Below are 26,012 nucleotides of genomic sequence, written 5' to 3'. Positions count from 1 at the left end.
GTCAGTCCTTCGCTTTCGCTGCGGCGACGGCCGCGGCTGTGCCGGGAGACGCCACCTTGATTTCGCCGCGCGCGGCCTTGCCGCCGATGTCGGTGCGGAACTGGCCGCCGTCGAGCTGGACCAGTTCGACGCCGTCGTACGCCCGGTCGCGGGCCTCGACGAGGTCCGTTCCGAGCGCCACCACGGCGAGGACCCGGCCGCCGGCGGAGACGACTTTGCCCTCGCCGTCGAGCTTGGTGCCGGCGTGGATGACGTGCACGCCCTCAATCGCTTCAACCTTCTTCAGGCCGCGGATCCGGTCTCCCGTGCGGGGTGTGCCGGGATAGTTTTCGGCAGCGACGACGACGGCGACGGCCGTCTCCCGCGACCAGCGCAGCGGCTGGACCTTGTCCAGTTCGCCCTTCGCCGCAGCCATCAGCAGGCCGCCCAGCGGGGTCTTCAGCCGGGCCAGGACGGCCTGCGTTTCCGGATCGCCGAAGCGGACGTTGAACTCGATGACGCGGGTGCCGCGTGAGGTCAGGGCGAGCCCGACGAACAGCACGCCCACAAACGGGGTGCCGCGGTGTGCCATTTGGTTGACCGTCGGCTGGGCAACCCGTTCGAGGACCTCCTCAACGAGACCTTCGGGGGCCCACTCCAGCGGGGTGTAGGCTCCCATGCCGCCGGTGTTGGGGCCCTCGTCGTTGTCGAAGATGCGCTTGAAATCCTGCGCCGGGGACAGCGCAACGGTGGTGCTGCCGTCGCAGAGGACGAACAAGGAAACTTCCGGCCCGTCGAGGAACTCCTCGATCACCACGGAACCGCCGGCGTCGAAGCAGCTCTGCGCATGCGCCAGGGCCTCGTCCCGGTCGCCGGTGACGACCACGCCCTTGCCGGCGGCAAGCCCGTCATCCTTCACGACGTAGGGCGCGCCGAAGGTATCCAGCGCGTCCGCGGCTTCCTCGGCGTTGGATGCCACGCGGGCCATCGCGGTGGGCACGCCGGCCTCCGCCATGACCTCCTTGGCGAACGCCTTTGACGCTTCCAGTTGGGCCGCGGCCTTGCTGGGGCCGAAGACCGGGATGCCGGCGTCGCGGACCGCGTCCGACACACCCGCGGCAAGCGGCGCTTCCGGTCCCACCACGACGAGGTCGACGGCGAGCTTCGTCGCCAGGGCCGCAACGGCGTCCGGGTCGTTCGCGTCGACGGCGTGCGTGGGCACCAGCCGGCTGATCCCGGCATTGCCCGGAGCCGCGTGGACCTCGGAAACGTTGGGGTCCGCGAGCAGGGACCGGACAATGGCGTGTTCGCGGCCGCCGGGGCCGATGACGAGTACCTTCACAGTTTCCAAGGGTACGTCGCAGACCCTGCAGGCTCCTAAGCTGTGACTGCAGCGGGGCATGCTCAGTCCCCGGGTGAACTGGTCCCGGGCCGCCAACGGGCACTCCCGGCCATCCCGGGGCGCCGCGGCTCCGAATATGCTGTATGACCACGCCCAGTACCCGGAAGCCAGGCAGCACCCCGTTGGCACAGCAGCGATCGGCGCCGCAGCGGCCCGCGCTCCGGTCGGGGCCAACCGCCCTCGCCGCGCTGGCCGGGGTAGTCTCAGCCGCCGTCGTGCTGTCAGTCGCGGAACTGGTGGGCGCCTTCTTCACGGCCCGCGCGACGCCGCTTATCGCACTGGGCTCGACTTTTATTGACTTCACCCCGCCGTGGATGAAGGACTTCGCCATCGCGACCTTTGGCACAAATGACAAGGCTGCGCTCTTTGCCGGAATGGGCCTGACGATCCTGCTGCTGGCCTGCGTGCTGGGTGTTGTCGCCTACCGAAGCTGGGTTCTGGGCGTGGCCGGTGTGCTGCTGATGGGCGGGATCATCGTCGCCAGTGTGGTGACGCGCGCCGGTGTAAAGCCACTCGACGCCGTCCCTTCACTGCTCGGCACCGCGGCAGGCCTGCTGGTGCTCCGGTACCTGGTCAGCATGCTGTGGCGGACGCGGCAATGGCCGGACGCTCCCTCGGACCGGGCCGCCAAAGATCCGGACCGTCCCGCCGCCAGCCGTCGCGCGTTCGTTGCAGCCACCGGCATCACCGCCGCCGCAGCCGCCGTCGCCGCCACCGGCGGCAGGCTGCTCAGCGCCGCCCGCAGCAATGTGGCACAGGCCCGGGAAGCCCTGACTCTGCCCGCGCCGGCGAGACCCGCCGCCCCGGTCCCCGCCGGCGTCCAGTCCAAGACCGCCGGTGTCACCCCCTGGCTGACGCCCAACCAGGACTTTTATCGGATCGACACCGCTCTCAGCGTCCCCGCGATCAACGTCCAGGACTGGGAATTGCGGATCCACGGCCTGGTGGAACAGGAGGTCCGGCTCAGCTTCCAGGACCTGCTGGATGCAGACCTGATCGAATCCCATGTGTCCCTGACCTGCGTCTCCAATCCGGTCGGCGGGAACCTGGCCGGCAATGCCAAATGGCTGGGTATGCCCATCCGGGACGTGCTCAAGCTGGCCCGGCCCAAGCAGGGCGCGGACATGGTGCTCTCCACGTCCATCGACGGCTTCAGCGCCTCCACGCCCCTGGAGGTGCTGCAGGACGACCGGGATGCCATGCTGGCGATCGGCATGAACGGCGAACCGCTGCCGCTGGAGCACGGCTACCCGGTCCGGATGGTGGTCCCCGGCCTGTACGGCTTCGTATCGGCCACCAAATGGGTCGTGGACCTCGAGGTCACCCGGTTCGCGGACAACAAGGCTTACTGGACCCAGCGCGGCTGGTCCGAGCGCGGCCCGATCAAGACCATGGCCCGGGTGGAGGTCCCCAAGTCCTTTGCCAAGGTCCCGGCCGGAAAAGTAGCGATCGGCGGCACCGCCTGGGCGCAGACCCGGGGCATCACAAAGGTGGAGGTCCAGATCGACAATGGTCCGTGGACCGAGGCCGTCCTGTCGGCGGAGGCCTCGGTGGTGACCTGGCGGCAATGGTCCTTCGACTGGGAAGCCACCCCCGGGCCGCACTACATCAAGGCCCGCGCCACGGACGGTACCGGCGAGCTCCAGACCGACAAGCGGGCGGACCCCGTGCCCGACGGCGCCTCCGGCTGGCAGTCTGTCATGGTCACCGTGGAGTAACCGGGCTGAGCCCGCCGCGCACCCTAGACTTGCAGCATGCCTACGAATTCGCATGCCACCTTTACTGTTGACTCCGCCGTCGAACTGGCAGTCGTTGAACGCAGCGGTTTCATCGAGTCCCGGCACATCGGTGCAGCCGTGGTGATGTCCGCGGACGGCAACGTCGTCACGGAACTCGGAGATATCAACAGCCCCATTTTCGCGCGGTCCACCCTCAAGCCGTTTCAGGCGCTGGCCTCCATGCAATCCGGGGTACCGTTGCGCGGGGCGCAGGTGGCCATCGCGTGTGGCAGCCACGTGGGTTCCCTCGATCACATGGACGTGGTGGAGGGCATGCTCAAGGCAGCCGGCGTCAAGGAAAACCAGCTCCAGTGCCCCGCAGCTTGGCCGGAGGACGAAAGGGCCCGGACCTGGCTGGTCCAGACCGAGCGCGGGAAATCACGGCTGGCGTTCAACTGCTCGGGCAAGCACGCGGCGTTCCTCTGGGCCTGCACCGAGAACGGCTGGGACACGCACAGCTACCTCGAGCCCAACCACCCCCTGCAGCAGCGCATCCGCTCCGTGATCGAGGAGTACTGCGACGAAAAGATCGCGCACCTCGGCATTGACGGCTGCGGCGCACCGGTGGCCGCCGTATCGCTCACCGGCCTCGCCCGCGCCTTCTCCCGCCTGGCGAAGGCTCCCGGGGACAAGAACTCCAACGCCCGCGCCGCCACGATCGCCACCTCCATGCTGGACTACCCGTGGGCGGTGCAGGGCCAGGGACAGCCAAACACCATCGTCATGGATGAACTGGGAATTCTCGCCAAGGTCGGCGCCGAGGGCGTGCTGCTGATGGCCACGCCCCACGGTGTCTCCGTGGCCATCAAGGTCCTCGACGGCAACGTCCGCGCCACGACGCTGGTCGGGCTGACGCTTCTGGCCGCGGCGGGGGCGGTGGAGATCCCGGAAGTCTCGAGTGTCCTGGAAAAGGTCGTTGACCCGGTACTGGGAGGCGGCCGGCCGGTGGGCAAAATCCGGCTGGGCCACGCCGTCTCGGCGCTGCTGGATTAAGCCATGGCTGTGTCACGGCGCCGGATCCCGGTCGACGAGGGCCGCGAGGCGCTGGCCGCCTGGCGCGCTGCCGGCGAGCCCGGTGCTGACGCCGCACCCCTCCCGCGCACTACGCTCGCGACGGCGGTGCGCTACTCGCTCGAAGAAGTCACCGCCCGCGCGCCAGGCAACTCCGTCGAGGTCCGGGTGCCGCCGTTCGGGGTGACCCAGTGCGTCGAAGGTCCGCGGCACACCCGGGGCACTCCCCCGAACGTAATTGAGTGCGACGCCGCGACCTGGCTTGCCATGGTCACCGGGCAGCTCGGCTGGGCGGACGCCGTGGGTGCCGGCAAAGTCGCCGCTTCCGGCTTGCGGGCTGACCTGTCCAGGCTGCTGCCGCTCTAGCCGGCGCCTTCCGGGCGGCCCGGAGGCGGACGCGTTCGCCGTCAGCCGCGGCCCACGAACGGCATCCCAGCGGCGGTGATCAGCAGCGAACCGACGCTCGCAGAGGCCGGCATCCCGCCCATCAGCAGCACGGCGCGGGCCGCCTCCGCCACCGGGAAGGTTGGCTCCGGACGGCGGCTGCCGTCGGCCTGGAGGGCACCGTCGTCGACCCCAATCTCAGCCATCAGCTCCGTAGCGGTGTTCCCGATGTCGATCTGGCCGCAGGTGATGCCAAAGCCGCGGCCATCCAGTTCAATGCTTTTCGTCAGCCCGGTGATGGCGTGCTTGGTAACGGTGTAGGCGACAGTCCGGGGCCGGGGAGAATGCGCCGCGATCGAGCCGTTGTTGATGATCCGACCGCCCTGTGGGCTCTGGGCTTTCATGGCGCGGACCGCCGCGGCGGCACAAAGCATGGCGCCGGTCAGGTTCACGGCCACGGTGGCGTCCCAGTCCGCGGTGCTGATCTCGTCCACTGACGCGGCGGGCCCGAACACGCCGGCGTTGTTGAACAGCACATCGACCCTTCCCCAGCGCTCCAGCGCCGTGGCGAAAAGCCGTTCGACGTCGTCGGGCCGGGTCACGTCGCAGGGAACGGCGAGCGCCTGGGCGTGTCCTGCCCCGGTCTCCAGCAGGGGCGCCTCCCGGCGGCCGGCCAGCACCACGCGGTAGCCTTCGGCCAGCATGAGCCGTGCCACTGCCCTGCCGATCCCGGAACCGGCTCCGGTGATGACGGCAACCGGGCCGAGGTGGTGGTGTGTCATGCGGTGCTCCCTGGATGGCCGGATGGATGACGGTCCCGGTCAGCCTATGCCGAGTTGGCAGGTCACGGCAGTGCCGGGCGCCAACATTGCCGTGAAGTGTCATCTCGCGGGGCAGCGCCGTCTGCGCCGGTTCCCGCCGGAAGCCCGGGGCGAAGACGTAAAGTGAAGCGTGGCAACCACTGCGGGCCAGGTCCTGCTGGCCTACCTCGAACAGCAGCTCGCCGAACTGCGCCGGCACGCACCAGGGGTCCTAGCAGCGCGGCCGGAGGACGTTCACCAGATGCGGGTCGCCGCCCGGCGGCTCCGCTCGCTGCTGGCGTCAGGCCGGCCGCTGTTCGCGGACGGCGCCGTGGAGCCGGTCCGCGACGAACTTCGCTGGCTCTCCGGGCTGCTCGGCGAAGCCCGGGACCCAGGCGTCGTCAAGGCACGCCTGGCCGCCCTGGTGGCCGGCGAGCCCAAGCCCCCGGACTGCGGCTCAGGACTGCCAGGCCAGGGGATCGGCCCGGCTGCCCGGCGCATCGACGTGGACCTGGATGCCCGTGCTGCCGACGGCGTTAATGCCGCACGGGAGGCCCTCGCGAGCGAACGCTACGCCCGGCTGCTGGTGGGTCTGGATCAGCTGCTGGCCGCCGCCCCGCTCTCGGCAAAAGCAGCCGGGGATCCCGGCAAAACACTCCGCAAGGTGATGGCCAGGGACGAGCGCCGGCTGATGCGGCAGGTCGCCGGCCTTCCGGACCGGAAGCACGACGGCGGCCCCGCCCGGGACGCCGGGCTGCACGAGGTCCGCAAGGCCGCCAAGCGGCTGCGTTACGCCGCTGAACTGGCCGCTTCGCTGCCCCGGGTCCGGGTCCGAACCGGGGAGAAGGGCACGCCTGCCGGTCCTAAGCCCGGCAAGAAGCGGCGCCGGCGGGCGAAGCGGACGGCGAAGAGGGCACGCAAGATCCAGGAACTGCTCGGCCAGCATCAGGACAGCGTGGTCGCCCGGGAGTACCTGGCGGAGCTGGCCGGCCGCGCGCTGCGCAGCGGGGAGGATGGCTTCAGCTACGGGCGGCTGCACGCGAAAGAGGAAAGCCTGGCGGCCGCCTCCGAGCGGGCCTTCCTGAAACTCTGGAACAGGAAAGGCCAGGCCCGCTGAGACGGCCGCCAGGCGGTGAATGAGCTGCGCAGGCCGTTAGGGCTTCAGCACCACCTTGATGCAGCCATCCTGCTTCTTCTGGAACTTCTCGTACATTGCCGGGGCCTCCTCCAGGCTGGCCTCGTGCGTAACGAGGTCCATCACGCCCAGCGGGTCGGCGTCGGCCTCGACCAGCGGCATCAGGTCCTCGGTCCAGCGGCGCACGTTGCACTGGCCCATCCGCAGCTGAATCTGCTTGTCGAACATGGACATCAGCGGCATCGGGGAGGCTTCGCCGCCGTAAACACCGCTCAGCGACACGGTGCCACCGCGCCGGACCGCGTCCAGCGCGGTGTGCAGCGCCGACAGCCGGTCCACCCCGGCAGTCTCGAAGGTCTTCTGCGCCAGCTTGTCCGGCAGCAGCCCGGCCGCCTGCTGGGCGAACGCCGCCACGGGTGAGGCGTGCGCCTCCATGCCGACGGCATCGACCACGGAGTCGGGTCCCCGGCCCTGCGTCATCGACCGCATCTCATCCGCGACCTCCTTGGAGAAGTCCAGGGTTTCCACCCCGTGCCGTTCCGCCATGGCCCGGCGCTCCGGAACGGGGTCCACGCCGATGACCCGCAGGCCGAAGTGCTTACCGATCCGGGTGGCGAACTGTCCCACCGGGCCCAGTCCCATCACCGCGAGGGTGCCGCCTTCGGGCGTATCCGCGTATTTCACGCCCTGCCAAGCGGTGGGCAGGATGTCCGAGAGGAAGAGGTAGCGCTCATCGGGAAGCTCGGAACCGACCTTGATGGGCCCGTAGTCGGCGTGCGGCACCCGCAGGTATTCCGCCTGACCGCCCGGCACGGAGCCGTACAGCTCGGAGAACCCGAAGAGGGAGGCTCCGGACCCTTTTTCTTTGACCTGCGTGGTTTCGCACTGCGACTGCAGGCCCATGCTGCACATGAAGCAGTGGCCGCAGGAGATGTTGAACGGAATGACGACGCGGTCACCGACCGCAAGGTTAGTGACCCCACTGCCGACCTCCACGACGACGCCCATGGGCTCGTGGCCGATGATGTCGTTCTTGTGCATATAGGGGCCGAGGACCTCATAGAGGTGCAGGTCGGAGCCGCAGACGGCCGTCGATGTGATGCGCACGATCGCATCCGTGGGTTCCTGGATCACCGGATCGGGAACTTCTTTAACTTTCAGCGAGCGTTTGCCCTGCCAAGTTAGTGCCTTCATGTGCTTGCCTTTCGGTCGCGGACTGGAGGGAAAATTTGGGAGGGACACCGGAGTGCGGCTACGGCGCCGCATCGGGTCCAGGTTGACGGGCGCGGGTCACCGGCGCCGGCCAGGATTGCCGGGCATCGGCCCGGGGTAAACGGGTACCGATCGGGCGTCCGGCGTCAGCCAGGGTTCAGCGGGCGCGGGCGGCCAGCTTGCCGATGGCGCTGCCGGCGAGGTTATCAAGCAGCTCGCGCGGGTTCTCATAAACCTCTACCGCGCCGGCCTCCCTGAGTTCGGCTTCGCTGGTACCGCCGCAGGTCAGGCCGATCGCAGGGATGTTCAGGGCACCGGCCGCGTAGATATCCCAGACGGCGTCGCCCACATAGACGGCGTTCTCGGCAGAAACGTCAACAGCCTTGAGCGCGGCCACGAGAATGTCCGGCGCGGGCTTGCTTTCTTCGGCATCTGCCGAGCTCGTCGCCGCGTGAATGAAGGCGTCCGCGTCGATCGTGGCGCGCAGCACCTCCAGATCGACGCCGCGGGCGGACGACGCGAGGGCGACGGCCAGGCCGCTGTCATGGCATTGCGCCAGCAATTCACGGGCACCATCGAGCCGGCGGAGTGAAGGCCAGTAGGTGGAGAACACGGCAGCGTGCGACGTCATGATGTCCGCGTCCTCGTCGGTATCCCGGTCCTTCGGCAGCAGGCTGTCGAGGATTTTGTCCCCGCCCATGCCCACCGAGCGGTGGATGCTGGCCATCGGCACGTCGTACCCGGCCTGGCGGAAGGCGCGCCACCACGCGAGGGTGTGGATGTAGGAGGAGTCGATCAGCGTTCCGTCAACGTCGAAGAGGACCGCTGCCGTGTGCTGGGGGGTTGAGGAGTTAGTTATGGGCACGGGTACGCTTCACTCCCGCCAGGGTGCCGCCGGAAAGGGAGGAACCGCGGCCGGCGCCGCCGCCGGTCCGGCGTTTGGCCATCGAGGCCAGAATCGCTTGTTGGCCGTCGCCACTGCGGTCGCGAATCAGGCCTGTGCCGGCGATCTCGCGGGCCTGGGCAATCCCCGCCACGGCCGCGCGCTTCGTTGGGAAGGTGACGGAAACAGCCATCAAGTCCCCTGCGGCATCCACCATCCGGATGCGGTACCCGCCGTCGGGCGCATCCACGACCTCGAAATATCCCGCCATCGCATACTCCTTCAATCCTGCACCCCTCGTGGGGATATTAGTAAGTATACTTATCTAGGCGCTATAGGAAAGTCCTGCCGGCCGCCGCGGGGGCTAACCGGACGGCAGCCGTCCGCGCCACTCAGTGCCGGTGCAGGGGCCTGTCGCTGCGCTGCATATCGTGTGATTGCAGCTGCAGGGCGCTCCGCACCAGAGCGAAATGGCTGAACGCCTGCGGCGTGTTTCCCAGTTGCCGGTTCTCGTTCACGCCCCACTCCTCGCTCAGGAGTCCGACGTCGTTGCGCAGCGACAGCAGCCGCTCGAAGAGCTTCGTGGCTTCGGGGCGGCGGCCTGCACCCAAAAGGGCCTCGACAAGCCAGAAGGAGCAGGCCAGGAAGACGCCTTCTTCGCCGGGGAGGCCGTCGTCGCTTTGGTCAACCCGGTAGCGCAGCAGGAAGCCGTCGTGGGTGAGCTCCCGTTGTATCGCATCGATAGTGCCGATCACCCGCGGGTCATCGGGGGCCAGGAAACCCACCCGCGGAATGAGCAGCAGGCTCGCGTCAAGTTCAGGCCGGCCATAGGACTGCACGAAGGTGTTGCGTTCGGCGTCAAAGCCGTTAGCCATCACGTCAGCGTGGATCTTGTCCCGCAGGGCTTCCCACCGGTCCGCTGGTCCCGCTAGGTCGAAGTCCCGGACCCCCTTGACCATGCGGTCCGCCGCCACCCAGCACATCACCTTGGAATAGGTGAAGTGGCGGCGCGGTCCGCGCATCTCCCAGAGGCCGTTGTCCGGCTGGTCCCAGGCGGTCTCAAGATGCTCCATCAGCGCCACCTGGACGTCCCAGGACTCGTCCGGTTGGTGCAGCAGTGAGTTCCGGGTCAGGGCCAGGCCGTCCAGCACCTCGCCCCAGACGTCAAGCTGCAGCTGCCCGGCGGCGGCATTGCCGGTCCGCACGGGTGTGGACCCCTCGTAGCCTGCCAGCCAGTCCAGCGCCAGTTCGGGGAGCCGTCGCTCGCCGTGCAGACCGTACATGATCTGAAGATCCGCCGGATCGCCGGCCACAGCGCGCAGCAACCAATCCCGCCACGCGGCTGCTTCGTCGGAGTAGCCGGCGGCGAGCAGCGCCTGCAGGGTCAGGGTCGCGTCCCGGAGCCAGCAGAAGCGGTAATCCCAGTTGCGTTCCCCGCCGATTTCCTCCGGGAGCGAGGTGGTCACCGCGGCGACAAGGCCTCCTGTCGGGGCGTAGGTCAGGGCCTTGAGGGTGATCAACGACCGCATGACGGCGTCGCGGTAGGGGCCGGTGATCCGGCATTTGTCCGACCACTTCAGCCAGAACGACTCCGTCGCCTCGAGGACTGCCTCCGGATCCACCCGGCGCGGCCGTCCGAGGTGGCTGGGCGACCAGGTCAGCACGAACGGAACGCGCTGCCCTGCCTTGACGGTGAAGTCGCTGGCCGTCTGCATATGCTCGCCCCGAAGCGGTGCATCGGTGACGAGGTAGGCGGCATCCGGGCCTGCGACGGCGTGGAGACCGTATTCGTCGTGGCGGACCCAGGGGACGATGTTCCCGTAGTCGAAGCGCAAGGCCAATTCGCCCCGCATCCGCACCGTGCCACGGATACCCACCACAATCCGCACGATGTCCGCAGCCCCGTCTCGGGGAGACATGAAGTCAATGACCCGAACCTTGCCGTCCGGGGTTTCCCATTCGGTTTCCAGGATGAGGCTGTTCTTGCGATACCGCCGCCGGGTGCATTCCCCGCCGGCCGCGGGAGCCAGCAGCCAGCGCCCGGCCTTGGGGCTGTCCAGTAAGGCGCTGAAACAGGCTGGTGAGTCGAAACGGGGCAGGCATAGCCAGTCGATGGAGCCTTCAGTGCTGATCAAGGCGGCGGTATGCAGATCGCCTACCATTGCATAATCTTCGATCCGAGCCATGATTCTTACAGTGCCACACGACCGGCTTCCCGGCGAGCTTCCCGGCGAGGAGCACGGCGCGCAGCATGGCGCGGGGCGGGCGCAGCCAGCCGGTCCGGGCTAGGATCCCAGCATGCCGGAATCTCAGACATGGGCACCAGAAACCGCAGCACCGCGCCGTGGAACTGCCTGGATCGGAACCAGCGGCTGGAGCTATGACCACTGGGAGAACGTGCTCTACCCTCCGAAGCTGGCCGTCCGGGACCGGCTGGCACACTACACGGCGCGTTTCAGCACGGTGGAGTTGAACGCGAGCTTCTACCGCTGGCCCCGGGACACCACTTTCGCCGGCTGGCAACGCCGCCTGCCGCACGGCTTCACCATGTCCGTCAAAGCCCCACGGGGTCTGACCCACGCCCGCAAGCTGTACAACCCGGAGGTCTGGATCGAACGCATCACCCGGTGCTGGCACGAACTGGGCGACAAGCGTGCGGTGCTGCTGGCGCAGCTGCCGCCGGACCTGGCCCGCGACGATGCCCGGCTGGACTACTTCCTCGCCGCGCTCCCGGACTGGATCCGGGTGAGCGTGGAGTTCCGCCATTCCAGCTGGGATGACCCGGCGGTCTATGAGCTGCTGGAGCGGCACGGCGCCGCTTACTGCGTCATGAGCGGAGCGCAGCTGCCGTGCATCCTGCGGGCCACCGCTCCGTTTGTCTATGTCCGGCTGCACGGACCGGACCGGGACCACCTTTATGCCGGTTCTTACTCCGACCAGGACCTGGGCTGGTGGGCCGAGCGGATCAGCGAATGGCAGGCGGCGGGCAAGGATGTCTACGCGTATTTCAACAACGACGGCGACGGCAACGCGGTGCGCAACGCGGCCACGCTGCTGGAGCTGCTGGGCGGGACCTAGGCGACGGAGGACGGCAACCTGGATGGACCGGGCAGCCGCTGTGGGAGAGTAGGGGGTATGGAAATGGCGTCACAGGAACCAGTACAGGAGCCAACGCACGGGCAGAAGGTGTCGGGCAGTCAGGCTTTCCGGCTTGCCCACCTGGTCTCGGACTCGGTCAACCACCTGCGTCTTAAGGCAGCCCGCCGTTGGAACTTTACCCCGCAGACCATCGCCTATCAGGGCTACGGTTCCACCGACTGGGTCCGCGTGCTGGGCCGCGTGGTGCTCACCAGCAAGCCGGCTGCCGGCAGCCGCGCCGAAGAGGCGGCGCAGAACGGCAACCAGAACGTCCGTGGCTGGCGTGCCTTCACGTCCGTGCCCATCCAGTTCGTCGAGGTGGAGATCGAGATCGGCGGTGTGACCGCCCGAGTGCACGCAGACCGCGGCGGCATTGTGGACACCGTGGTCCCGGTCAACCTGACGCCCGGCTGGCACACTGCCGTGCTGCGGGCTGAAGGCACCGAGGCGGCGCACGCCCGGATCTACGTCATTTCCCCGGACACCGCGCTGGGCATCGTCTCCGACATTGACGACACCATCATGGTCACGGCCCTCCCCCGGCCCTTCCTGGCGCTCTGGAACACCTTCGTGCTCAACGAGCGCGCCCGGATGGCAACCCCGGGCATGGCCGTCCTGATGGACCGGCTCTTGGTGGAACACCCGGAAGCACCTGTGATCTACCTGTCCACCGGGCCCTGGAACGCTGCCCCGACGCTGGCCCGCTTCATCACCCGCAACATGTATCCGTCCGGCACCCTGCTGCTGACCGACTGGGGCCTCACTCACGACCGTTGGTTCCGCAGCGGCCAGGACCACAAGCGCCGGAACCTTGAGCTGCTGGCGAAGGAGTTTCCCAACATGCGCTGGCTGCTGTTCGGTGACAACGGCCAGCACGACGAGGCCATCTACTCGCACTTCGCCCGACAGCACGCCGACCGGGTTGCGGCGATCGGCATCCGCCAGCTGTCCACCGGCGAGGCTGTGCTGGCCGGCGGTCATTCCGAGAGCGGCGACCACAGCAGCTCAACCGTCCCCTGGGTCTACTCCCCCGACGGCGCCGGCATGGCCAAGCGCCTGCAGGAGCTGGAGATCCTCTAGCCGGCGGCGGGGCTTCCGGCCGGCTCGGCTCCGGCGGCGGAGTTTCCGGCGGCTTCGGCCTCTGCCGCTTTGTCTGCCCTTGGCTCCGCCTCCAGCGCGTCGGCCTTACGGTTCCGCGCCGCCATGAGCTCCCGGAGCCAGTGGAACGAGGCCTTCGGCGTGCGTTCCATGGTGTCCCGGTCCACATGCAGCAGGCCGAACTGCTGCTTGTAGCCTGCGGACCATTCAAAGTTGTCCAGCAGGGACCAGACGTAGTAGCCGCGCAGCTCGATCGATTCCGCCGCCCCACCTGGTGCGGTCGCCTCGATGGCTGCCTCGATGTGCTCGGCGAGGTAGCGCACCCGGCGCTCATCCGGCACGATGAGCCGGCCCTCGCCGTCGTGGATTTCCAGGTCCTCGAAGCTGGCGCCGCCCTCGGTGATGTAGACGGGCGGCAACTGCGGGTAGCGTTCGGCCATTTCCGCGAGCGCCACGGCCATGTAGTCAGGCTTGATGGGCCAGCCGTAGGCGGTGATCTCGGTGTCGGGAAAGCTCTGGACGTGGAACGGGGTGCCGGACCCGCCGCCGTTCAAGTCGTTGCCCATGGCCTCGGCCATTCCCTGTGGCACGGCCCCGTCGCCGGGACCTGCGGCTACGCGGGTGGGCATGTAGTAGTTCAGGCCGTAGAAGTCCAGGGGCTGCGAGATCAGTTCCATGTCCTCCTTCGACGGGCTGAAGGAGGAGAAGAACGTGGCGGCCCGGATCGCGTCCGGATACTTGCCAAGCAGCACCGGGTCCGCGTACAGACGGTTCTGGGCCATGTCCATGAGACCGGCGCTGACCTTGTCCAGCGGATTAATGGAGGCAGCGACCATGGGCGAATAGACGTTGGTCAGGCCGACCTCGCCGGGGACGTTCGCCGCCCGCAGCGCCTGCATCGCCAGCCCGTGGCCAAGCAGTTGGTGGTGGACACTCGGGAGTGCCTTCAGCATGTGCGCTTCTCCCGGGGCGTGGACGCCGAGCATATACCCGTTGGCGCTCACGGTGGCCGGTTCGTTGATGGTCACCCAGCGCACCACCCGGTCTCCGTAGGCCGCGGCGGCGATGGCGGCAAACTCCCCCAGCCGGTAGGCGGTGTCGCGGTTCATCCAGCCGCCGGCTTCGTCCAGCTCCAGCGGAGTATCCCAGTGGTACAGCGTGGCCATCGGTGAAATCCCGTTGGCCAGCAGCAGGTCAATCAACCGGTCGTAGAAATCAAGCCCCTTGGGGTTCACCGGGCCACTGCCGCCGGGCTGGATCCGGGGCCACGACAGCGAGAACCGGTACGAATCAATGCCCAGTTCCTTCATCAGGGCAACGTCCTCGGGCATCCGGTGGTAATGGTCGCAGGCCATCGCGGGGCTGTGGTCATTAACGATCGACCCGGGCATCGCCGCAAAGACGTCCCATCCGGACGGACCCCGGCCGTCCTCATCCAGCGCTCCCTCGATCTGGAATGCGGCGGTCGCGACGCCCATCGTGAACCCGGGCGGCAGTATGGCAGCCAGATCGTGGGCAGAAGCTTTCATTGACGGTTCCCCTATGCAGTTGCGCTGGTGATTGACTGATTTTAGGCCCGGATGAGGCCCGCGCCTAACCGCCGCGACGCGTACCCGCGACAGGGGCCGCCACGGGGCGGCCACTGCATCGGACCGGCAGCTCAGTACGCGGCGCCCTCCGGTCCGAACAGGAAGTCCTTCGCATGGGCCACGGCTTTCTTGAAGGCATCGTTCCTGAGGCTCAGCAGCTGATCCGCGTCGTCCGCCGCAGGTTCCAGATAGCCGGTGAAGCCCGGACGGAGCACCCAGATGTCCCCGGACGGAGGCAGATAGAACACGCCAAAGGAGCGGTGCTGGCTGTCTTTGTCCGCCCAGATGGGGACGACCGCCAGGGCAGCGCCGGTGTCCACGTTGATCCACTGGGCGCGAGGCAGGGGAAGTTCATGCGCTTCCGGGTCCAGAAACGGCGCAGTGCCCTCGCCCCAGCGTTCCTCGAAACGTTCGTGGAACGCCGGGATCAAGTGTGAATCGTAACGCCGCCATGCGCTCATGGCCGCCCTCCTCTTTCTCGTGCTGCTGGCTGAACGTGGCGGACTGGCTGCCGGGGTACCGGTCACCCGCGCCCGTCACTCCGGGCCCCGCTCCCACCGCACCGGGGTGACCCGGAGTACTGGCTGCCGGACCGGGTGGAACCGCACCGGAATCTCCGTGTGCGCGGCCGGGCTTCCGCTCGCTTCTGCCGGCGGGGGTGCTGCGGCTGACCCCGGGGTTGGTGCACCGGCTGCCGCAGGATCGTACTCGGCCCTGGACGCCGCGTTCCGCAGGACCGCGAAGGACTCGAGAATGCGGCGCACCTCGCCGGCGTCCGCAGGCCCGGTACCGGATGAGGCTTCGAGGTCGGGGTGGCGAAGGCGCATGAGCGCGCGGAACGATTGCCGGATCTCGGCAGCCGTTGCACCCGGCGCGACATGCAGGGCCGCGTACAAACCGCGCGGGTCACGGTTCATCACTTCACCCCCTAGTCTGAACGGCTCGGCTGGACGGCTCGGCTGGACGGCTCGGGCGGGATGCCCGGGCTGGACGGCTCGGCTTGACGGAGTTGCGGGGATCCCGCCGCCGGCAGGCACGGGACCCCCATCTCATCCGCAGCAGGGCAAAGTCCGCCCCGCCGTAGCTACCTCCCGATCTCGTGCATCGATTCCTGTTTGTGCGTGATTTCAATCTTCCGCGGCTTGGCCTTCTCCAGGACCGGAATGCGCAGAGTCAGCACGCCGTCGGCGTAGCTCGCCTTGACCTTCTCGGTGTCCAGCGTGTCGCCCAGGATGAGCTGGCGGCTGAAAACGCCGCGCGGCCGCTCCGAGGCGATCAATTCGACGTTGGGCTGGGCCGGGTCCCGACGTTCGGCCCTGACTGTCAGAACGTTCCGCTCAATGTCGAGGTCGACCGAGTCCACGTTGACGCCCGGAAGATCGAACGCGACGACGAACTCGCCGTCCTCCTGCCAAGCGTCCATCGGCATGGCGGCCGGCCGCGCCGTGGTGCCTAAGACTTGCTGGGTCAGCCGGTCCAGTTCGCGGAACGGGTCCGTACGCATCAACATCATTTCTCACTCCTTCGTATGAGAATCCTAAGTTCTTCCGGATATCCAGTAGCACTGATCTGTGGTGGTGGATATAGATTTTTTATAGCACTAGTGCCACACTGTTGCAAGAGGAAGTCATACCGGCCAGATGGCACGCCGGCACCGCAACCAGTAGGGGCAGAGAAGGAGTACTCGTGACGGATCACGGCCAGGAGCTGGGCGTTTATGCCATTTCCGTGGTGGCCCAGTTGGTCGGGACCGGCCAGCAGAATATCCGGCTGTACGAGCGGAAGGGTCTGCTGACACCGGACCGCACCGCCGGGGGGACGCGGCAGTACAGCAATGCGGACCTCGCGGTGCTGCGGCGGATCAGCGAACTCCTGGAAGAGGGTCTCAATCTGGCGGGGGTGGCGAAGGTTCTGGAGCTGGAGGCCGTCAATGCCGGGCTCCGGGCCGAGCTCGAAGGCCGCAGGCACCAGTAACCTTCGGCAGCCAGCGCCTGCAGAGGCCGATGTTAGGCGGAAGAGCTCTCCTGTTTGGAGAGCTTGCCAGTGATCTGCTCGCCGGGAACCCGGGCCGTCCGCCAGATGTCCAGCATCATCACGGCCCCGAGGATCACGAACGAGATGGAGAGCGAGGCGAGGGCGTCGGTGGTCCAGTGGTAGCCGAGGTACAGCCGGCTGACCGCGGCGAAAAAGATCCCGAGGCCGGCCAGGGCAAAGCCGGCGACGGCGGCTTTCGGGTTTTTGCGACGCGAGAAGACCAGGAAGGCCGTGACCAGAAGGAAGTCGCAGGCGCCCAGCACATGTCCTGAGGGGAACGAAAAGGTGGAGTCAGCCCCGAAGAGCATGAGGTTCGTGGGCGGGCGCTGCCGGCCGACCGTCCGGCCAATGATCTGGGCCAGGATGACCCCGGTCAGCATGGCGCCGGCCAGCACCATCGGGCGCCAGGCGTGCTTGGCCAGCAGCCCCCACGCCACGGTGATCACCAGGATGATGATGGGCAGCCCGATGGGCCCGAAGACGACGGCGAGGATGATCATGATCGTCGTGGCAGGCTCCGCCCGCAGTGTCATCAGTCCGGAACGGACCGGTTCGTCGACCACACTGATGCCGCCGCGCTGCAGGACACTGATCAGAATGAAGGTGAACAGCACGGCGCCGACGGCCATCAGCATCACGGCGGTCCGGTAGAGGTTCCGCCGGGCGCCGGGACCCATGTAGCGCTCCTCCACCACGAACTTGTCGTGGAAGACCCGCCACCGGCCGGACAACTTTCCTGGTTGGTCTTGCGCCATTGCCCGCATCCGCCTCTGCCTGATTTTGTTGTCGGTGTCGATCTGTACCGATAAATGTTGGTTCCGGTGAAGATTATCCCGTTTCCGCTCTGCGACGGCTTTCGGCCGGCCCGGGACGCCCCACTCGCTGCCCCCGGTCCCGTCCGCGTGGCGAATTGACTTGCATTTAAGTCCGAGGCTAGTCTCACTTCAGCCGTCCGGCACCACCGCGGCTCCCTCCTAGGAAAGACAGTGCAATGACCACAGCGAGCGAGTGCATCGAGATCCAAGTCGACAGCCGCAGGCTGCTGGACGAACGGCTCAACGACGCTGTCCTGGGCCTCCAGCGGCTCGCCATGCTCACCGGCACCCATGGCATCCTGCTGACCCGGCACAAGCCCGGACACTACACTGCCGCTCTCTCGGACCAGGTTCCCTTCGGGATGACCCGGGAACTGGTCCACTAGGCCGGCGTGCCGCCGGGGCCCGCCCCTGGCAGCCCTTAACAAGCCAGGTCCCGGGCGGCTGAGCATGGACTCGCCGCCCGGGACCTTCTTGGTTCAGTTGCCGCTCACCGGCCGGGGCAGCTCACCAGTCGTGAACCGTTCCGTCGACCAGGCGGTTGTAGGGCAGGTAGGCCTGCTGGTACGGGTACGCCGCGGCCGCTTCCTCGTTGAACTCGACGCCGATGCCGGGGGTTTCGCCCGGGTGCAGGTAGCCGTCCACGAACGTCATGGACTGCTCAAAGACCTCGTTCGTGGCGGCCGAGTGCTGCATGTACTCCTGGATCCCGTAGTTGTGGATCGCCAGGCCCACGTGGAGCTGCGCGGCGAACCCGACCGGAGAGATGTCCGTGGGGCCGTGGAAGCCGGATTTGATCTGGTACTGAGCGGCGTAGTCCATCACCTTCTTGAGCGGCGAGATGCCGCCGAAGTGCGTGGACGCGGCCCGGACGTAGTCGATCAGCTGTTCCTTGATGATGCTTTGGAAGTCGTAGACGGTGTTGAAGATTTCGCCGATCGCCAGCGGAGTCGTGGTGTGGGACCGGACCAGGCGCAGCGCCTCCTGGTTCTCCGCCGGAGTGCAGTCCTCCAGCCAGAACAGGTCGTAGGGTTCGAGCGCCTTGCCGAGTTTCGCGGCCTGGATCGGTGTCATCCGGTGGTGCCCGTCGTGCAGCAACGGCAACTCCGGGCCGAACTCGTTCCGGACTGCTTCGAAGACGGTGGGCAGGTGCCGCAGGTAGGCCCGGGTGTCCCAGTCCTCCTCCAGCGGGAAAGCTCCCCGCCCGGCCGGTTCGTAGTCGTAGCGCTCCCCCGAGGCCTGGGCCTGCGCGGCGACGCCGTAGACGGCTTTGATCCCAGGCACTGCAGTCTGGATCCGGATCGACTTGTAACCGAGCTCCAGGTGCTCGCGGACCGAATCGAACAACGACTCCAGGTCTGCGCCCGAGGCGTGACCGTACGCGCGCAGCCCGTTCCGGGATGCCCCGCCCAGCAGCTGGTACACCGGCAGCCCTGCCACCTTGCCCTTAATGTCCCACAACGCCATGTCCACGGCGGCGATCGCGGCCATCGTCACCGGACCCCGGCGCCAGTACGAGGACCGGTAGAGGAACTGCCAGGTGTCCTCGATCCGGTGCGGGTCCTTGCCGATCAGCAGCTGAGCAACGTGCTCCTTCAGATAAGCGGCGACGGCCAGTTCGCGGCCGTTGAGGGTCGCGTCACCGATACCGGTGACACCATCATCGGTGGTGATCCGCAGTGTCACGAAGTTCCGGGAGGGGCTGGTGACAAAGACTTCTGCAGCAATGATTTTCACGTTTTAGGGGGCCTTTCAAGCGGAGCGTGAGCGGGGGATGGGATGGTTCGGGGAAGTTAGCGGTGCGTGCTTCCGTCCAGGGCCGCATCCAAGAGCGCCAGTTCCGTAGCACTGGGGAGGCCTTCGGAGTCGCCGGCGGTGCTGACGGCAAAGGCGCCGGCGAGGGTCCCGCGCCGCAGCCGGGCCTCTACGTCGCCGCCGTCGAGCAGGGCCGAAAGGTAGCCGGCAGTGAAGGCATCCCCCGCACCGACAGTGTCGATACTGGTGACCCGGACAGCCGGAGCCTCCGAGCGGCCGGCCGCGGTGTGCACGCCGGCGCCAGCGGCGCCGCGCTTGACGACGACCTCCCGGACGCCTGCGTCCAGCAGTTCGGCTGCCATTGCCAGTTCGGTTGCCTCCGGGTTCGCTCTCCCGACGGCGGCACCGCCGTCGGCGACGAGTCCGAGTTCGTCGTCGGAGGCGATCAGGACGGTGGCATGGCGGGCGAGCGGGGTCAGTACGGCCCGGGCCTCGTCGCGGGACCAGAGCTTGCTCCGGTAGTTGACGTCGAGGGATACCACCAGCCCTTCGGCGCTGCCGCGCGCGGCGGCGTACTCCACGGCACGCCGGGCGTCAGCGCTGAGGGCAGCGGTGATCCCGGTCAGATGCAGGACGCGGGCGCCGGCGCTGAAGGCCTGGTCAACGTCCTCCCGGCTGAGAGTGGAGCCGGCGGACCCGGCCCGGTAGTAGTAGGCGCGGCTGATGTCCGCCGTGCGCCGCTCCAGGAACATCACCCCGGTGGACCGCACCGGCTCCACCCGGTGCTGTACTGCGATGCCCTCGCTCCGCAGCTGCCGCAGGATGAACTCACCGTGCGGGTCCGCGCCCACCACCCCGGCCCATGCGACGCTGTGGCCGAGCCGGGCTACGCCGACGGCAACGTTCGACTCCGCTCCGGCGACGTGCATGCTGAGGCTGCCGCCGGCGGACAAGGGGCCGCCCGACCGCAGTGACACCATTGATTCGCCGAGGGTGAGCAGGTCGACGGTCACCGCGGCGGACCGGCGGCGGCCCAGCGGCCGAAGTCTGCGGCCAGGGCAACGAACGCGCGGGCCCGTTCGCGGACCGGGGCAAGGTCGCCGCCGGAAGCGGCGTCGCCGAACAGGGGCCCGCCGACGCCGACGGCGACCGCGCCCGCTTCCCAGTAGCCGGTTGCCTCATCGACGCCGACGCCGCCCACGGCTATGAACGGGATGCCCGGGAAGGGGTCGCGCAGTGCTTTCAGGTAGCCGGGACCGCCGCTGGAGGCGGGGAAGAGTTTCACTGCGGTGGCGCCGCGGTTCATCGCCTCGTACGCCTCGCTGGGAGTCATCGCCCCGGCGAGGACGGGGATGCCGAGTCGGGCCGCCTCCTGGATCGAGCTTGCCAGCGACGGCGTCACGATGAACTGCCCGCCGGCGTCGGCCACCTCCTCGACGTCCGCCCCGGTCAGGACAGTGCCCGCGCCGACGAAGGAGCCAGCGGGAGCCGCCGCGCGGACCGCGCGGATGGCTTCCAGTGCGCCCGGGGTGGTGAGGGCGATTTCAACGTAACGGAAGCCTTCTTCCATCGCGGTGAGGGCGGCCTTGGCCGCGGCGCCGCCGTCGGTGCCGCGGACGATGGCTACCAGCCGGGCGTCGCGGATCCCTGCCAGCAGGAGATCGGGGGTCAGTGGGTCTGTCATGTTCTTCACCATTCTGCGAAGGCGCCGTCGGGGTGGCGCCAGATGGGGCCGCGCCAGGCGTGGCCGCGCTTGTCTGCGGCCCGGACCACGGCCTCGTCGATTTCGATGCCGAGGCCGGGCCCGGTGAGCCGTTCGATGTGGCCGTCGACGAATTTTAGCGGCGATTTGTCCACCACGTAGTCCAGCACCTCGGCGCCCTGGTTGTAGTGGATGCCGATGCTCTGTTCCTGGATCAGGAAGTTGGGGGTGGCGAAGCCGACCTGCAGGCAGGCGGCCAGCGCCAGCGGACCGAGCGGGCAGTGCGGGGCCAGCTGGACCTCATAGATTTCGGCCAGCGAGGCGATCTTGCGGACCTCGGTAATGCCGCCGGCGTGGGAAAGGTCCGGCTGGGCCACCGCGATGCCGGCCTGCAGCGCAGGCAGGAACTCCTGCCGGCTGTACAGCCGCTCACCGGTGGAAACCGGCGTCGTGGTGGAGGAAGTGAACTCGCGCAGCAGGTGCGTGTTCTCCGGGACGACGGGTTCTTCGAGGAAAAACGGCCGGTACGGTTCCAGCAGCGGAGCGACGCGGCGGGCGTTGGCCAGGCTGAAGCGCCCATGGAAGTCGACCGCGACGTCGCGATGGTCGCCCAGGACTTCGCGGGCGGCGGCGACGCGGCGCACGACGCCGTCGAGCTCCGCCACCGTGGCGACCGGGCTCATCCGGCCGCTGGCGTTCATCTTTACCGCGGTGAGCCCGACCGCCAGCTGCGCGCTGATCTGGTCCGCCACTTCGTTCGGCTCATCGCCGCCCACCCAGCCGTACATCCGGATCCGGTCCCGCACGTGGCCGCCCAGGAGCTGGTGCACCGGGGTGTTGAAGTGTTTGCCGGCGATGTCCCACAGCGCCTGGTCCAGGCCGGAGACGGCGCTGGCCAGGATGGGGCCGCCGCGGTAGAAGGAGCCCTTGGTCATGACCTGCCAGTGGTCCTCGATCCGCAGCGCGTCCTGGCCGACCAGCAGTTCGGAAAGCTGGCCGACGGCGGTGCGGACCGTTTCGCTGCGGCCCTCGCAGCTGGCCTCGCCCCAGCCGACGATCCCGCTGTCGGTCTCGATCCGGACGAACAGCCAGCGCGGGGCGACGAGGAAGGTTTCAATCCTGCTGATGCGTGTCATCTGCTGCCTAGCCCTTGGTCGCGCCGGCGGTCATGCCGGAGACAATGTACTTCTGCGTGAAGAGCGCGATGATCATGATCGGGATGGTCACCACGGTGGCGGCCGCCATTAGTCCGCCCCAGTCGATGCTGGCGTAGGAGACGAAGTCGAAGATCGCGACCGGGAGGGTCTTGGTCTTGGAGCCGGAGAGCACCAGGGCGAACATGAAGTTGTTCCACGAGAAGATGAAGGACAGGATGCCCGCGGTAGCCATGCCGGCGACGGAGAGCGGCAGCGTGATCCGGCGGAAGGCGCCGATCGGGGTGAGGCCGTCCACCTGCGCGGATTCTTCCAGCTCCAGCGGCAGTGAATCGAAGTAGCTCATCATGATGTAAACGATCAGCGGCAGCGCCACGAACATGTGGCTGAGGATCAGCACCTCGAAGCCGCCGACCATCTTCAGGTTGGAGAAGACGTAGTACCAGGGCACCAGCAGAGAGACGCCGGGGATGACGCGGGCCATCAGGACCACCAGGGCGGAGCGGTGCATCGTGAAGCGGCTCATGGCGTAGGCCGCCGGGACACCGAGCACCAGCGACAGTGCGGTGGAAACGAAGGCCACCCAGAAACTGTTGAAGATGAAGACGAAGTAGTTGTTGCGCTGCAGCACGTTGGCGTAGTTCTCGCCGGTGGGCGTGAAGAGGAGCGACTTGCCCGTGTCATAAATGTCGACGTTGGTCTTGAAGGAGGCCAGCAACATCCAGATCAGCGGGGCGATCAGGAAGAGCACGACGGCGATCAGGGCCGCCACCCGGAATACCTTGTAGGCGCGGGTGGCCAGCGGCTTGCGGCGGCGCCGCGCCGGTGTCTGTCCGGCTGCCGGCGTCTGGGGTGCGAGGTTCTCGTTCAGGACGGTCATTAACTTACCGCTTTCTTGCGCATGGTCAGCAGCCACATGGTGCCGATGATGATCATGAAGAACAGGATCAGCACCGCGGAGGAGAGCCCGTACTGGTTGTAGTCAAAGCTCAGGCCGTAGGCGTAGACATTGAGCGTCTCCACCTCGTGGAAGGAGCCGCCGCCCTTGCCCTTGGTGGCGTAAAGGATGTCGAAGGTTTTCAGCGCGTCGATGCCGCGCAGCAGGATGGCGACAATGACGGTCGGCATCATCAGCGGCAGGGTGATGAAGAAGAAGCGCTGGAAGGCGTTCGCGCCGTCCATCCGGGCAGCCTCGTCCGGCTCCTCGGAGAGTGAGGTGAGGCCGGCGAGCAGGATCAGGACCACCATGGGGGTCCATTGCCAGATGTCCATGAAGATAGTGGTGCCCAGGGCCGTGTCCTGGCCGGAGAGCCACGGCTGCGCCGGAATGCCGATCATGCCGAGCAGCTGGTTGGCGAAGCCGATGTTGGGGTCGAAGATCAGCCGCCACATCATGCCGACGGCGACCGGGGTGGCGACCAGTGGCAGCAAGATGGCGACGCGCACCCACTTTTCCCCGCGGAACGGCCGCCACAGCAGCAGGGCGATGCCCATGCCCAGAACAACCTCGCAGACCAGAGCCAGGCCGGTGAAGGTCAGCGTGCGGCCCACCGCGGGCCAGAACCGGTCGACGTCGGCGAGGACGGTCGCGTAGTTCTGCAGACCGATAAACTCGGTGGCTGCCCGGACCGAGCCCTGCGAGTCGGTCAGGCTCAGGTAGAGCGTCCAGGCCAGCGGAAAGATGATCAGGACGCCGACGAAGATCATGGCCGGCGCGGCAAAGAGCCACTTGCGGTGCCGGTTCGCCCAGGCAGAGAAGTTTCTCTGCGGGCCGGACGTTCGAGCCGTCCCGCGGCTGGCGCCCCGGGCTGCGCCGCGGGACGTGTTCCCGCGTGAGGTGTTCAGAACAGACATGGTTCACCTAAAGAGTTTGGGGGTGAAGCTAAGAGCGTGGTCCCGGCGGGACGGCGGCTGTGCAGCCGTCCCGCCGGGGGTCTGGAGCCAGGCGCAGGGCGCCGGGTGCGTTACTTCTTTTCGCTGTCCAAGAACTTCTGGAAGGCGTCGTTTGCCGAATCGGCTGCTGCCGAAGCGTCGGAACCGGTGATGGTGGCAACGATCGGAGCGCCGACGATCTCGCGGGCCTTGCCCACGGTGACAACCTCGGGACGGTCGTGGCCGACGCCGTTCTTGGCGCTGGCTGCGATGGCCTCGGCGAGGTCCTTCGGGTACGTCGAGGTTCCGGCCGGGTCAGCCCAGACCGAGGCACGCGGGCCCGGGACGCCAGCCTTCTGGGCCTGCAGGGTGCGGTCCTTGCTGGTGGCCCACTGGATGAACTTCCAGGCGTTGTCCTGGTTGCCGGAGGCCTTGTTCACGGCCAGGCCCCACGACGGGATGTTGTACGGCTTGGAACCGGCCGGGCCGGCAGGGAGGGCTGCGAAACCGACCTTGTCGGCGACCTTGGATTTGGCCGGGTCAGTGGCGTTCTTGTAAAGCGAGTCGGCCTCCGTGTAGAAGGCTGCCTTGCCCTGGGTGAAGATGGCCATTGCCTCGGGCCAGCTCATGTCGGTGCTGACGTTCTTGGGGCCGTAGTTCTTGATCAGGCCGCCGTAGAAGGAGTAGGCCTTCTTCGCGGCGTCGCTGCCGATGGCGGACTTGCCGTCGGCACCGATGAAGTCACCGCCGAAGCTGTACAGGAAGCTGGAGAACTGGGTCACGGCCGCGGACTTGCCGGTGCGCGCGACGAAACCGGCGGTGTCCGGGTTGGCGGCGGAGATCTTCTGGGCTGCGGCCTGGAGTTCGTCCATGGTCTTGGGGACCTCGACGCCGGCGGCCTGCAGCAGGTCCTTGCGGTAGTAGAGGACCTCACGCTCGGTGATGATCGGGACGCCGACAACCTTGCCGTCAACAGTGGAGGCCTTGACCGGGCCCTCCTGGTAGTCCTTCCAGTCCCAGTTGGCGTCCCCGGACACCTTGCTGGTCAGGTCGGCGAGGTAGCCGTTCTTCGCGAACGCCTTGCCCTCCTGGAGCGGGCGGTACATCATGACGTCGATTTCGTCACTGCCCGCGTTGAGCTTGACGTTGTACTGGTCGGAAAGCTGGTCCTCACCGAGCTGGGTGAGTTCGACCTTGAGCCCGGATTCCTTCTCGAACTCAGGGATGGCTGCCTTGATGCCTTCGGTCCACACGTGGTTGGCCAGCGTGACCCGGACCGTACCGGCCGCCTTGGCATCGCCGCTGCCGCTGCCGCCGCCACAGGCGGTGAGGCCGAGCGACAGTGCCGCGGCTACGGCCGCATACTTCGCAATTGAACGCCGCTTCATTACGACTCCCTTGTCTTCAGGGCCGGATGGTGTCCAGCCACGTGCGGATGCATCTTTACATCTGCTCTGCAGCGATCTTAGAGAAATAAAGCAGACTTAAACAACCCCTTGCGCCCGCCCGTATGATTTATTCATGCAAACCCCAAAGGCGGAGTCTCCAGCGGACCTGCACTCAGTGCTGGTCCAGACCCTGGGGCTCGCCATTGCCGAGGGGACCTTGGCGCCGCACTCGATCGTGCGGCTGGACGAGCTCGAGGCGCAGCACGGTGTGTCGCGGTCTGTGGTGCGGGAAGCAACCCGGGTGCTGTCCTCGATGGGCATGCTGGCGTCCCGGCGCCGGCTCGGTACCGTGGTGCAGCCGGAGGAATCCTGGAATCTCTACGATCCGCAGGTGATCCGCTGGCGACTGGCCTCATCCCGACGGGTGGACCAGCTGCGGGCCCTGAACGAACTTCGCGGCGCGATTGAACCGCAGGCTGCCCGGCTCGCTGCCGAACGGGCTTCCTGGGATACCGGCAGCGACCTCGTCGGCCAGGCCGCGCGGTTGTGGGCGGCAGGGCAGCGCGGCGACCAGGACGAGTTCCTGCGGCTGGACATCGAGTTCCACGCCGCCGTCCTGCGGGCCTCTGGCAATCCGATGTTCTCCCAGCTGCACAACCTCGTGGCGGAAGTCCTCACCGGCCGGACGGAGCACGGCCTCATGCCGCACCTGCCCCAGCATGAGGCGCTGCAACTGCATGTCGACGTCGCCAGCGCCATCCAGCGCGCCGAGACGGACGCCGCCCACGCGGCGATGCGCCGGATCGTGGAACAGTCCACCGAGGAGATCGGCGATATCTGGTCCAGCCACCAGGACGCGGCCTCATAGGGGGCGCCCGGCTGC

At 67.6% G+C, this 26,012-nt stretch carries 27 protein-coding genes; 9 read left to right on the top strand and 18 right to left on the bottom strand.

What is annotated here, in order from left to right:
• Position 1 precedes the first annotated feature (1 nt).
• On the bottom strand, positions 2 to 1,321 hold the full coding sequence (gene purD / locus QFZ61_RS05905; protein WP_307034214.1) for a phosphoribosylamine--glycine ligase: 1,320 nt from the start codon (positions 1,319 to 1,321) through the stop codon (positions 2 to 4).
• Between the two features lie 182 nt (positions 1,322 to 1,503).
• On the opposite strand from purD, the gene QFZ61_RS05900 reads away from it, so the two are divergent.
• The 3 genes from QFZ61_RS05900 to QFZ61_RS05890 are packed head-to-tail and all read left to right on the top strand — an operon-like array spanning position 1,504 to position 4,536.
• Positions 1,504 to 3,099 carry a molybdopterin-dependent oxidoreductase gene (locus QFZ61_RS05900; RefSeq protein WP_307034212.1) on the top strand — a complete coding sequence of 532 codons (1,596 nt, stop codon included), beginning with the start codon at positions 1,504 to 1,506 and terminating at the stop codon, positions 3,097 to 3,099.
• A 36-nt stretch (positions 3,100 to 3,135) separates the two neighbouring features.
• Positions 3,136 to 4,152: an asparaginase gene (locus QFZ61_RS05895; protein ID WP_307034210.1), complete on the top strand. Its 1,017-nt coding sequence runs from the start codon at positions 3,136 to 3,138 to the stop codon at positions 4,150 to 4,152.
• Between the two features lie 3 nt (positions 4,153 to 4,155).
• The gene (locus tag QFZ61_RS05890; RefSeq protein WP_307034208.1) at positions 4,156 to 4,536 is read left to right on the top strand and encodes a sterol carrier family protein; all 381 of its coding nucleotides are present in this window, start codon (positions 4,156 to 4,158) and stop codon (positions 4,534 to 4,536) included.
• A 41-nt stretch (positions 4,537 to 4,577) separates the two neighbouring features.
• Here the strand turns inward: QFZ61_RS05890 and QFZ61_RS05885 are convergent, their stop codons facing one another.
• A complete protein-coding gene (locus tag QFZ61_RS05885; protein ID WP_307034206.1) occupies positions 4,578 to 5,336 on the bottom strand; it encodes an SDR family oxidoreductase in 759 nt (252 codons plus the stop codon).
• A 169-nt stretch (positions 5,337 to 5,505) separates the two neighbouring features.
• Here QFZ61_RS05885 and QFZ61_RS05880 point away from each other — a divergent pair, with 169 nt between their 5' ends.
• Positions 5,506 to 6,471 (top strand): CHAD domain-containing protein, encoded by a 966-nt coding sequence (locus tag QFZ61_RS05880; protein ID WP_307034204.1) that lies wholly within the window; start codon positions 5,506 to 5,508, stop codon positions 6,469 to 6,471.
• A 36-nt stretch (positions 6,472 to 6,507) separates the two neighbouring features.
• Here the strand turns inward: QFZ61_RS05880 and QFZ61_RS05875 are convergent, their stop codons facing one another.
• From QFZ61_RS05875 to QFZ61_RS05860, 4 genes are all read right to left on the bottom strand, one after another.
• Positions 6,508 to 7,683 carry a zinc-dependent alcohol dehydrogenase gene (locus QFZ61_RS05875; RefSeq protein ID WP_307034201.1) on the bottom strand — a complete coding sequence of 392 codons (1,176 nt, stop codon included), beginning with the start codon at positions 7,681 to 7,683 and terminating at the stop codon, positions 6,508 to 6,510.
• 175 nt (positions 7,684 to 7,858) lie between these two features.
• Complete coding sequence (locus tag QFZ61_RS05870; RefSeq protein WP_307038020.1) at positions 7,859 to 8,560, bottom strand: HAD family hydrolase; 702 nt, start codon at positions 8,558 to 8,560, stop codon at positions 7,859 to 7,861.
• On the bottom strand, positions 8,553 to 8,855 hold the full coding sequence (locus tag QFZ61_RS05865; protein ID WP_307034199.1) for a DUF1508 domain-containing protein: 303 nt from the start codon (positions 8,853 to 8,855) through the stop codon (positions 8,553 to 8,555). The genes QFZ61_RS05870 and QFZ61_RS05865 overlap by 8 nt, the downstream gene beginning before the upstream one ends.
• A gap of 121 nt (positions 8,856 to 8,976) precedes the next feature.
• Entirely contained in the window at positions 8,977 to 10,770 is a 1,794-nt protein-coding gene (locus tag QFZ61_RS05860) for a glycoside hydrolase family 15 protein (RefSeq protein WP_307034197.1), read from the bottom strand.
• 112 nt (positions 10,771 to 10,882) lie between these two features.
• Here QFZ61_RS05860 and QFZ61_RS05855 point away from each other — a divergent pair, with 112 nt between their 5' ends.
• Positions 10,883 to 11,662 (top strand): DUF72 domain-containing protein, encoded by a 780-nt coding sequence (locus QFZ61_RS05855; RefSeq protein WP_307034195.1) that lies wholly within the window; start codon positions 10,883 to 10,885, stop codon positions 11,660 to 11,662.
• 57 nt (positions 11,663 to 11,719) lie between these two features.
• On the top strand, positions 11,720 to 12,802 hold the full coding sequence (locus tag QFZ61_RS05850; RefSeq protein WP_373427132.1) for an App1 family protein: 1,083 nt from the start codon (positions 11,720 to 11,722) through the stop codon (positions 12,800 to 12,802).
• Here the strand turns inward: QFZ61_RS05850 and QFZ61_RS05845 are convergent.
• The 4 genes from QFZ61_RS05845 to QFZ61_RS05830 all read right to left on the bottom strand — a co-directional run bounded on the left by QFZ61_RS05845 (position 12,799) and on the right by QFZ61_RS05830 (position 15,919).
• Complete coding sequence (locus QFZ61_RS05845; RefSeq protein WP_307034190.1) at positions 12,799 to 14,349, bottom strand: GH1 family beta-glucosidase; 1,551 nt, start codon at positions 14,347 to 14,349, stop codon at positions 12,799 to 12,801. The genes QFZ61_RS05850 and QFZ61_RS05845 overlap by 4 nt on opposite strands.
• A 131-nt stretch (positions 14,350 to 14,480) precedes the next feature.
• A complete protein-coding gene (locus QFZ61_RS05840; protein WP_307034188.1) occupies positions 14,481 to 14,870 on the bottom strand; it encodes a hypothetical protein in 390 nt (129 codons plus the stop codon).
• Between the two features lie 75 nt (positions 14,871 to 14,945).
• Positions 14,946 to 15,326: a DnaJ domain-containing protein gene (locus QFZ61_RS05835; RefSeq protein ID WP_307034186.1), complete on the bottom strand. Its 381-nt coding sequence runs from the start codon at positions 15,324 to 15,326 to the stop codon at positions 14,946 to 14,948.
• A gap of 167 nt (positions 15,327 to 15,493) precedes the next feature.
• Positions 15,494 to 15,919 (bottom strand): Hsp20/alpha crystallin family protein, encoded by a 426-nt coding sequence (locus QFZ61_RS05830; protein ID WP_307038019.1) that lies wholly within the window; start codon positions 15,917 to 15,919, stop codon positions 15,494 to 15,496.
• 176 nt (positions 15,920 to 16,095) lie between these two features.
• Here QFZ61_RS05830 and QFZ61_RS05825 point away from each other — a divergent pair, with 176 nt between their 5' ends.
• Positions 16,096 to 16,383 (top strand): MerR family transcriptional regulator, encoded by a 288-nt coding sequence (locus QFZ61_RS05825; protein ID WP_307034185.1) that lies wholly within the window; start codon positions 16,096 to 16,098, stop codon positions 16,381 to 16,383.
• Between the two features lie 32 nt (positions 16,384 to 16,415).
• On the opposite strand, the gene QFZ61_RS05820 is transcribed toward QFZ61_RS05825, so the two are convergent.
• A complete protein-coding gene (locus tag QFZ61_RS05820; protein WP_307034183.1) occupies positions 16,416 to 17,198 on the bottom strand; it encodes a phosphatase PAP2 family protein in 783 nt (260 codons plus the stop codon).
• A gap of 236 nt (positions 17,199 to 17,434) precedes the next feature.
• Between QFZ61_RS05820 and QFZ61_RS05815 the strand changes: the two genes are divergently transcribed.
• Entirely contained in the window at positions 17,435 to 17,644 is a 210-nt protein-coding gene (locus QFZ61_RS05815) for a hypothetical protein (RefSeq protein WP_307034181.1), read from the top strand.
• 121 nt (positions 17,645 to 17,765) lie between these two features.
• On the opposite strand, the gene manD is transcribed toward QFZ61_RS05815, so the two are convergent.
• The 7 genes from manD to QFZ61_RS05780 all read right to left on the bottom strand — a co-directional run bounded on the left by manD (position 17,766) and on the right by QFZ61_RS05780 (position 25,129).
• Positions 17,766 to 18,995: a D-mannonate dehydratase ManD gene (gene manD, locus QFZ61_RS05810; protein WP_307034179.1), complete on the bottom strand. Its 1,230-nt coding sequence runs from the start codon at positions 18,993 to 18,995 to the stop codon at positions 17,766 to 17,768.
• Positions 18,996 to 19,051: 56 nt separating this feature from the next.
• Entirely contained in the window at positions 19,052 to 20,026 is a 975-nt protein-coding gene (locus tag QFZ61_RS05805) for a sugar kinase (protein ID WP_307034177.1), read from the bottom strand.
• Positions 20,023 to 20,697, bottom strand: coding sequence for a bifunctional 4-hydroxy-2-oxoglutarate aldolase/2-dehydro-3-deoxy-phosphogluconate aldolase (locus QFZ61_RS05800; RefSeq protein ID WP_307034175.1), 675 nt, complete (start codon positions 20,695 to 20,697; stop codon positions 20,023 to 20,025). Before QFZ61_RS05800 ends, QFZ61_RS05805 begins: the two co-directional genes overlap by 4 nt.
• A gap of 5 nt (positions 20,698 to 20,702) precedes the next feature.
• Entirely contained in the window at positions 20,703 to 21,851 is a 1,149-nt protein-coding gene (dgoD, locus tag QFZ61_RS05795; RefSeq protein ID WP_307034173.1) for a galactonate dehydratase, read from the bottom strand.
• 7 nt (positions 21,852 to 21,858) lie between these two features.
• Positions 21,859 to 22,749 carry a carbohydrate ABC transporter permease gene (locus tag QFZ61_RS05790; RefSeq protein WP_307034171.1) on the bottom strand — a complete coding sequence of 297 codons (891 nt, stop codon included), beginning with the start codon at positions 22,747 to 22,749 and terminating at the stop codon, positions 21,859 to 21,861.
• Positions 22,749 to 23,723, bottom strand: a complete 975-nt coding sequence (locus QFZ61_RS05785; protein ID WP_307034169.1) for a carbohydrate ABC transporter permease — start codon at positions 23,721 to 23,723, stop codon at positions 22,749 to 22,751. The genes QFZ61_RS05790 and QFZ61_RS05785 overlap by 1 nt, the downstream gene beginning before the upstream one ends.
• Before the next feature lie 110 nt (positions 23,724 to 23,833).
• Positions 23,834 to 25,129, bottom strand: coding sequence for an ABC transporter substrate-binding protein (locus tag QFZ61_RS05780; RefSeq protein WP_307034167.1), 1,296 nt, complete (start codon positions 25,127 to 25,129; stop codon positions 23,834 to 23,836).
• 133 nt (positions 25,130 to 25,262) lie between these two features.
• On the opposite strand from QFZ61_RS05780, the gene QFZ61_RS05775 reads away from it, so the two are divergent.
• Positions 25,263 to 25,997: a FadR/GntR family transcriptional regulator gene (locus tag QFZ61_RS05775; protein ID WP_307034165.1), complete on the top strand. Its 735-nt coding sequence runs from the start codon at positions 25,263 to 25,265 to the stop codon at positions 25,995 to 25,997.
• Positions 25,998 to 26,012 lie beyond the last annotated feature (15 nt).

The organism is Arthrobacter sp. B3I4, from assembly GCF_030816855.1.
Taxonomy (GTDB): Bacteria; Actinomycetota; Actinomycetes; order Actinomycetales; family Micrococcaceae; genus Arthrobacter.
Note: the sequence above shows the minus strand (reverse complement) of the source record. Positions and strands in the feature narration are given on the sequence as shown.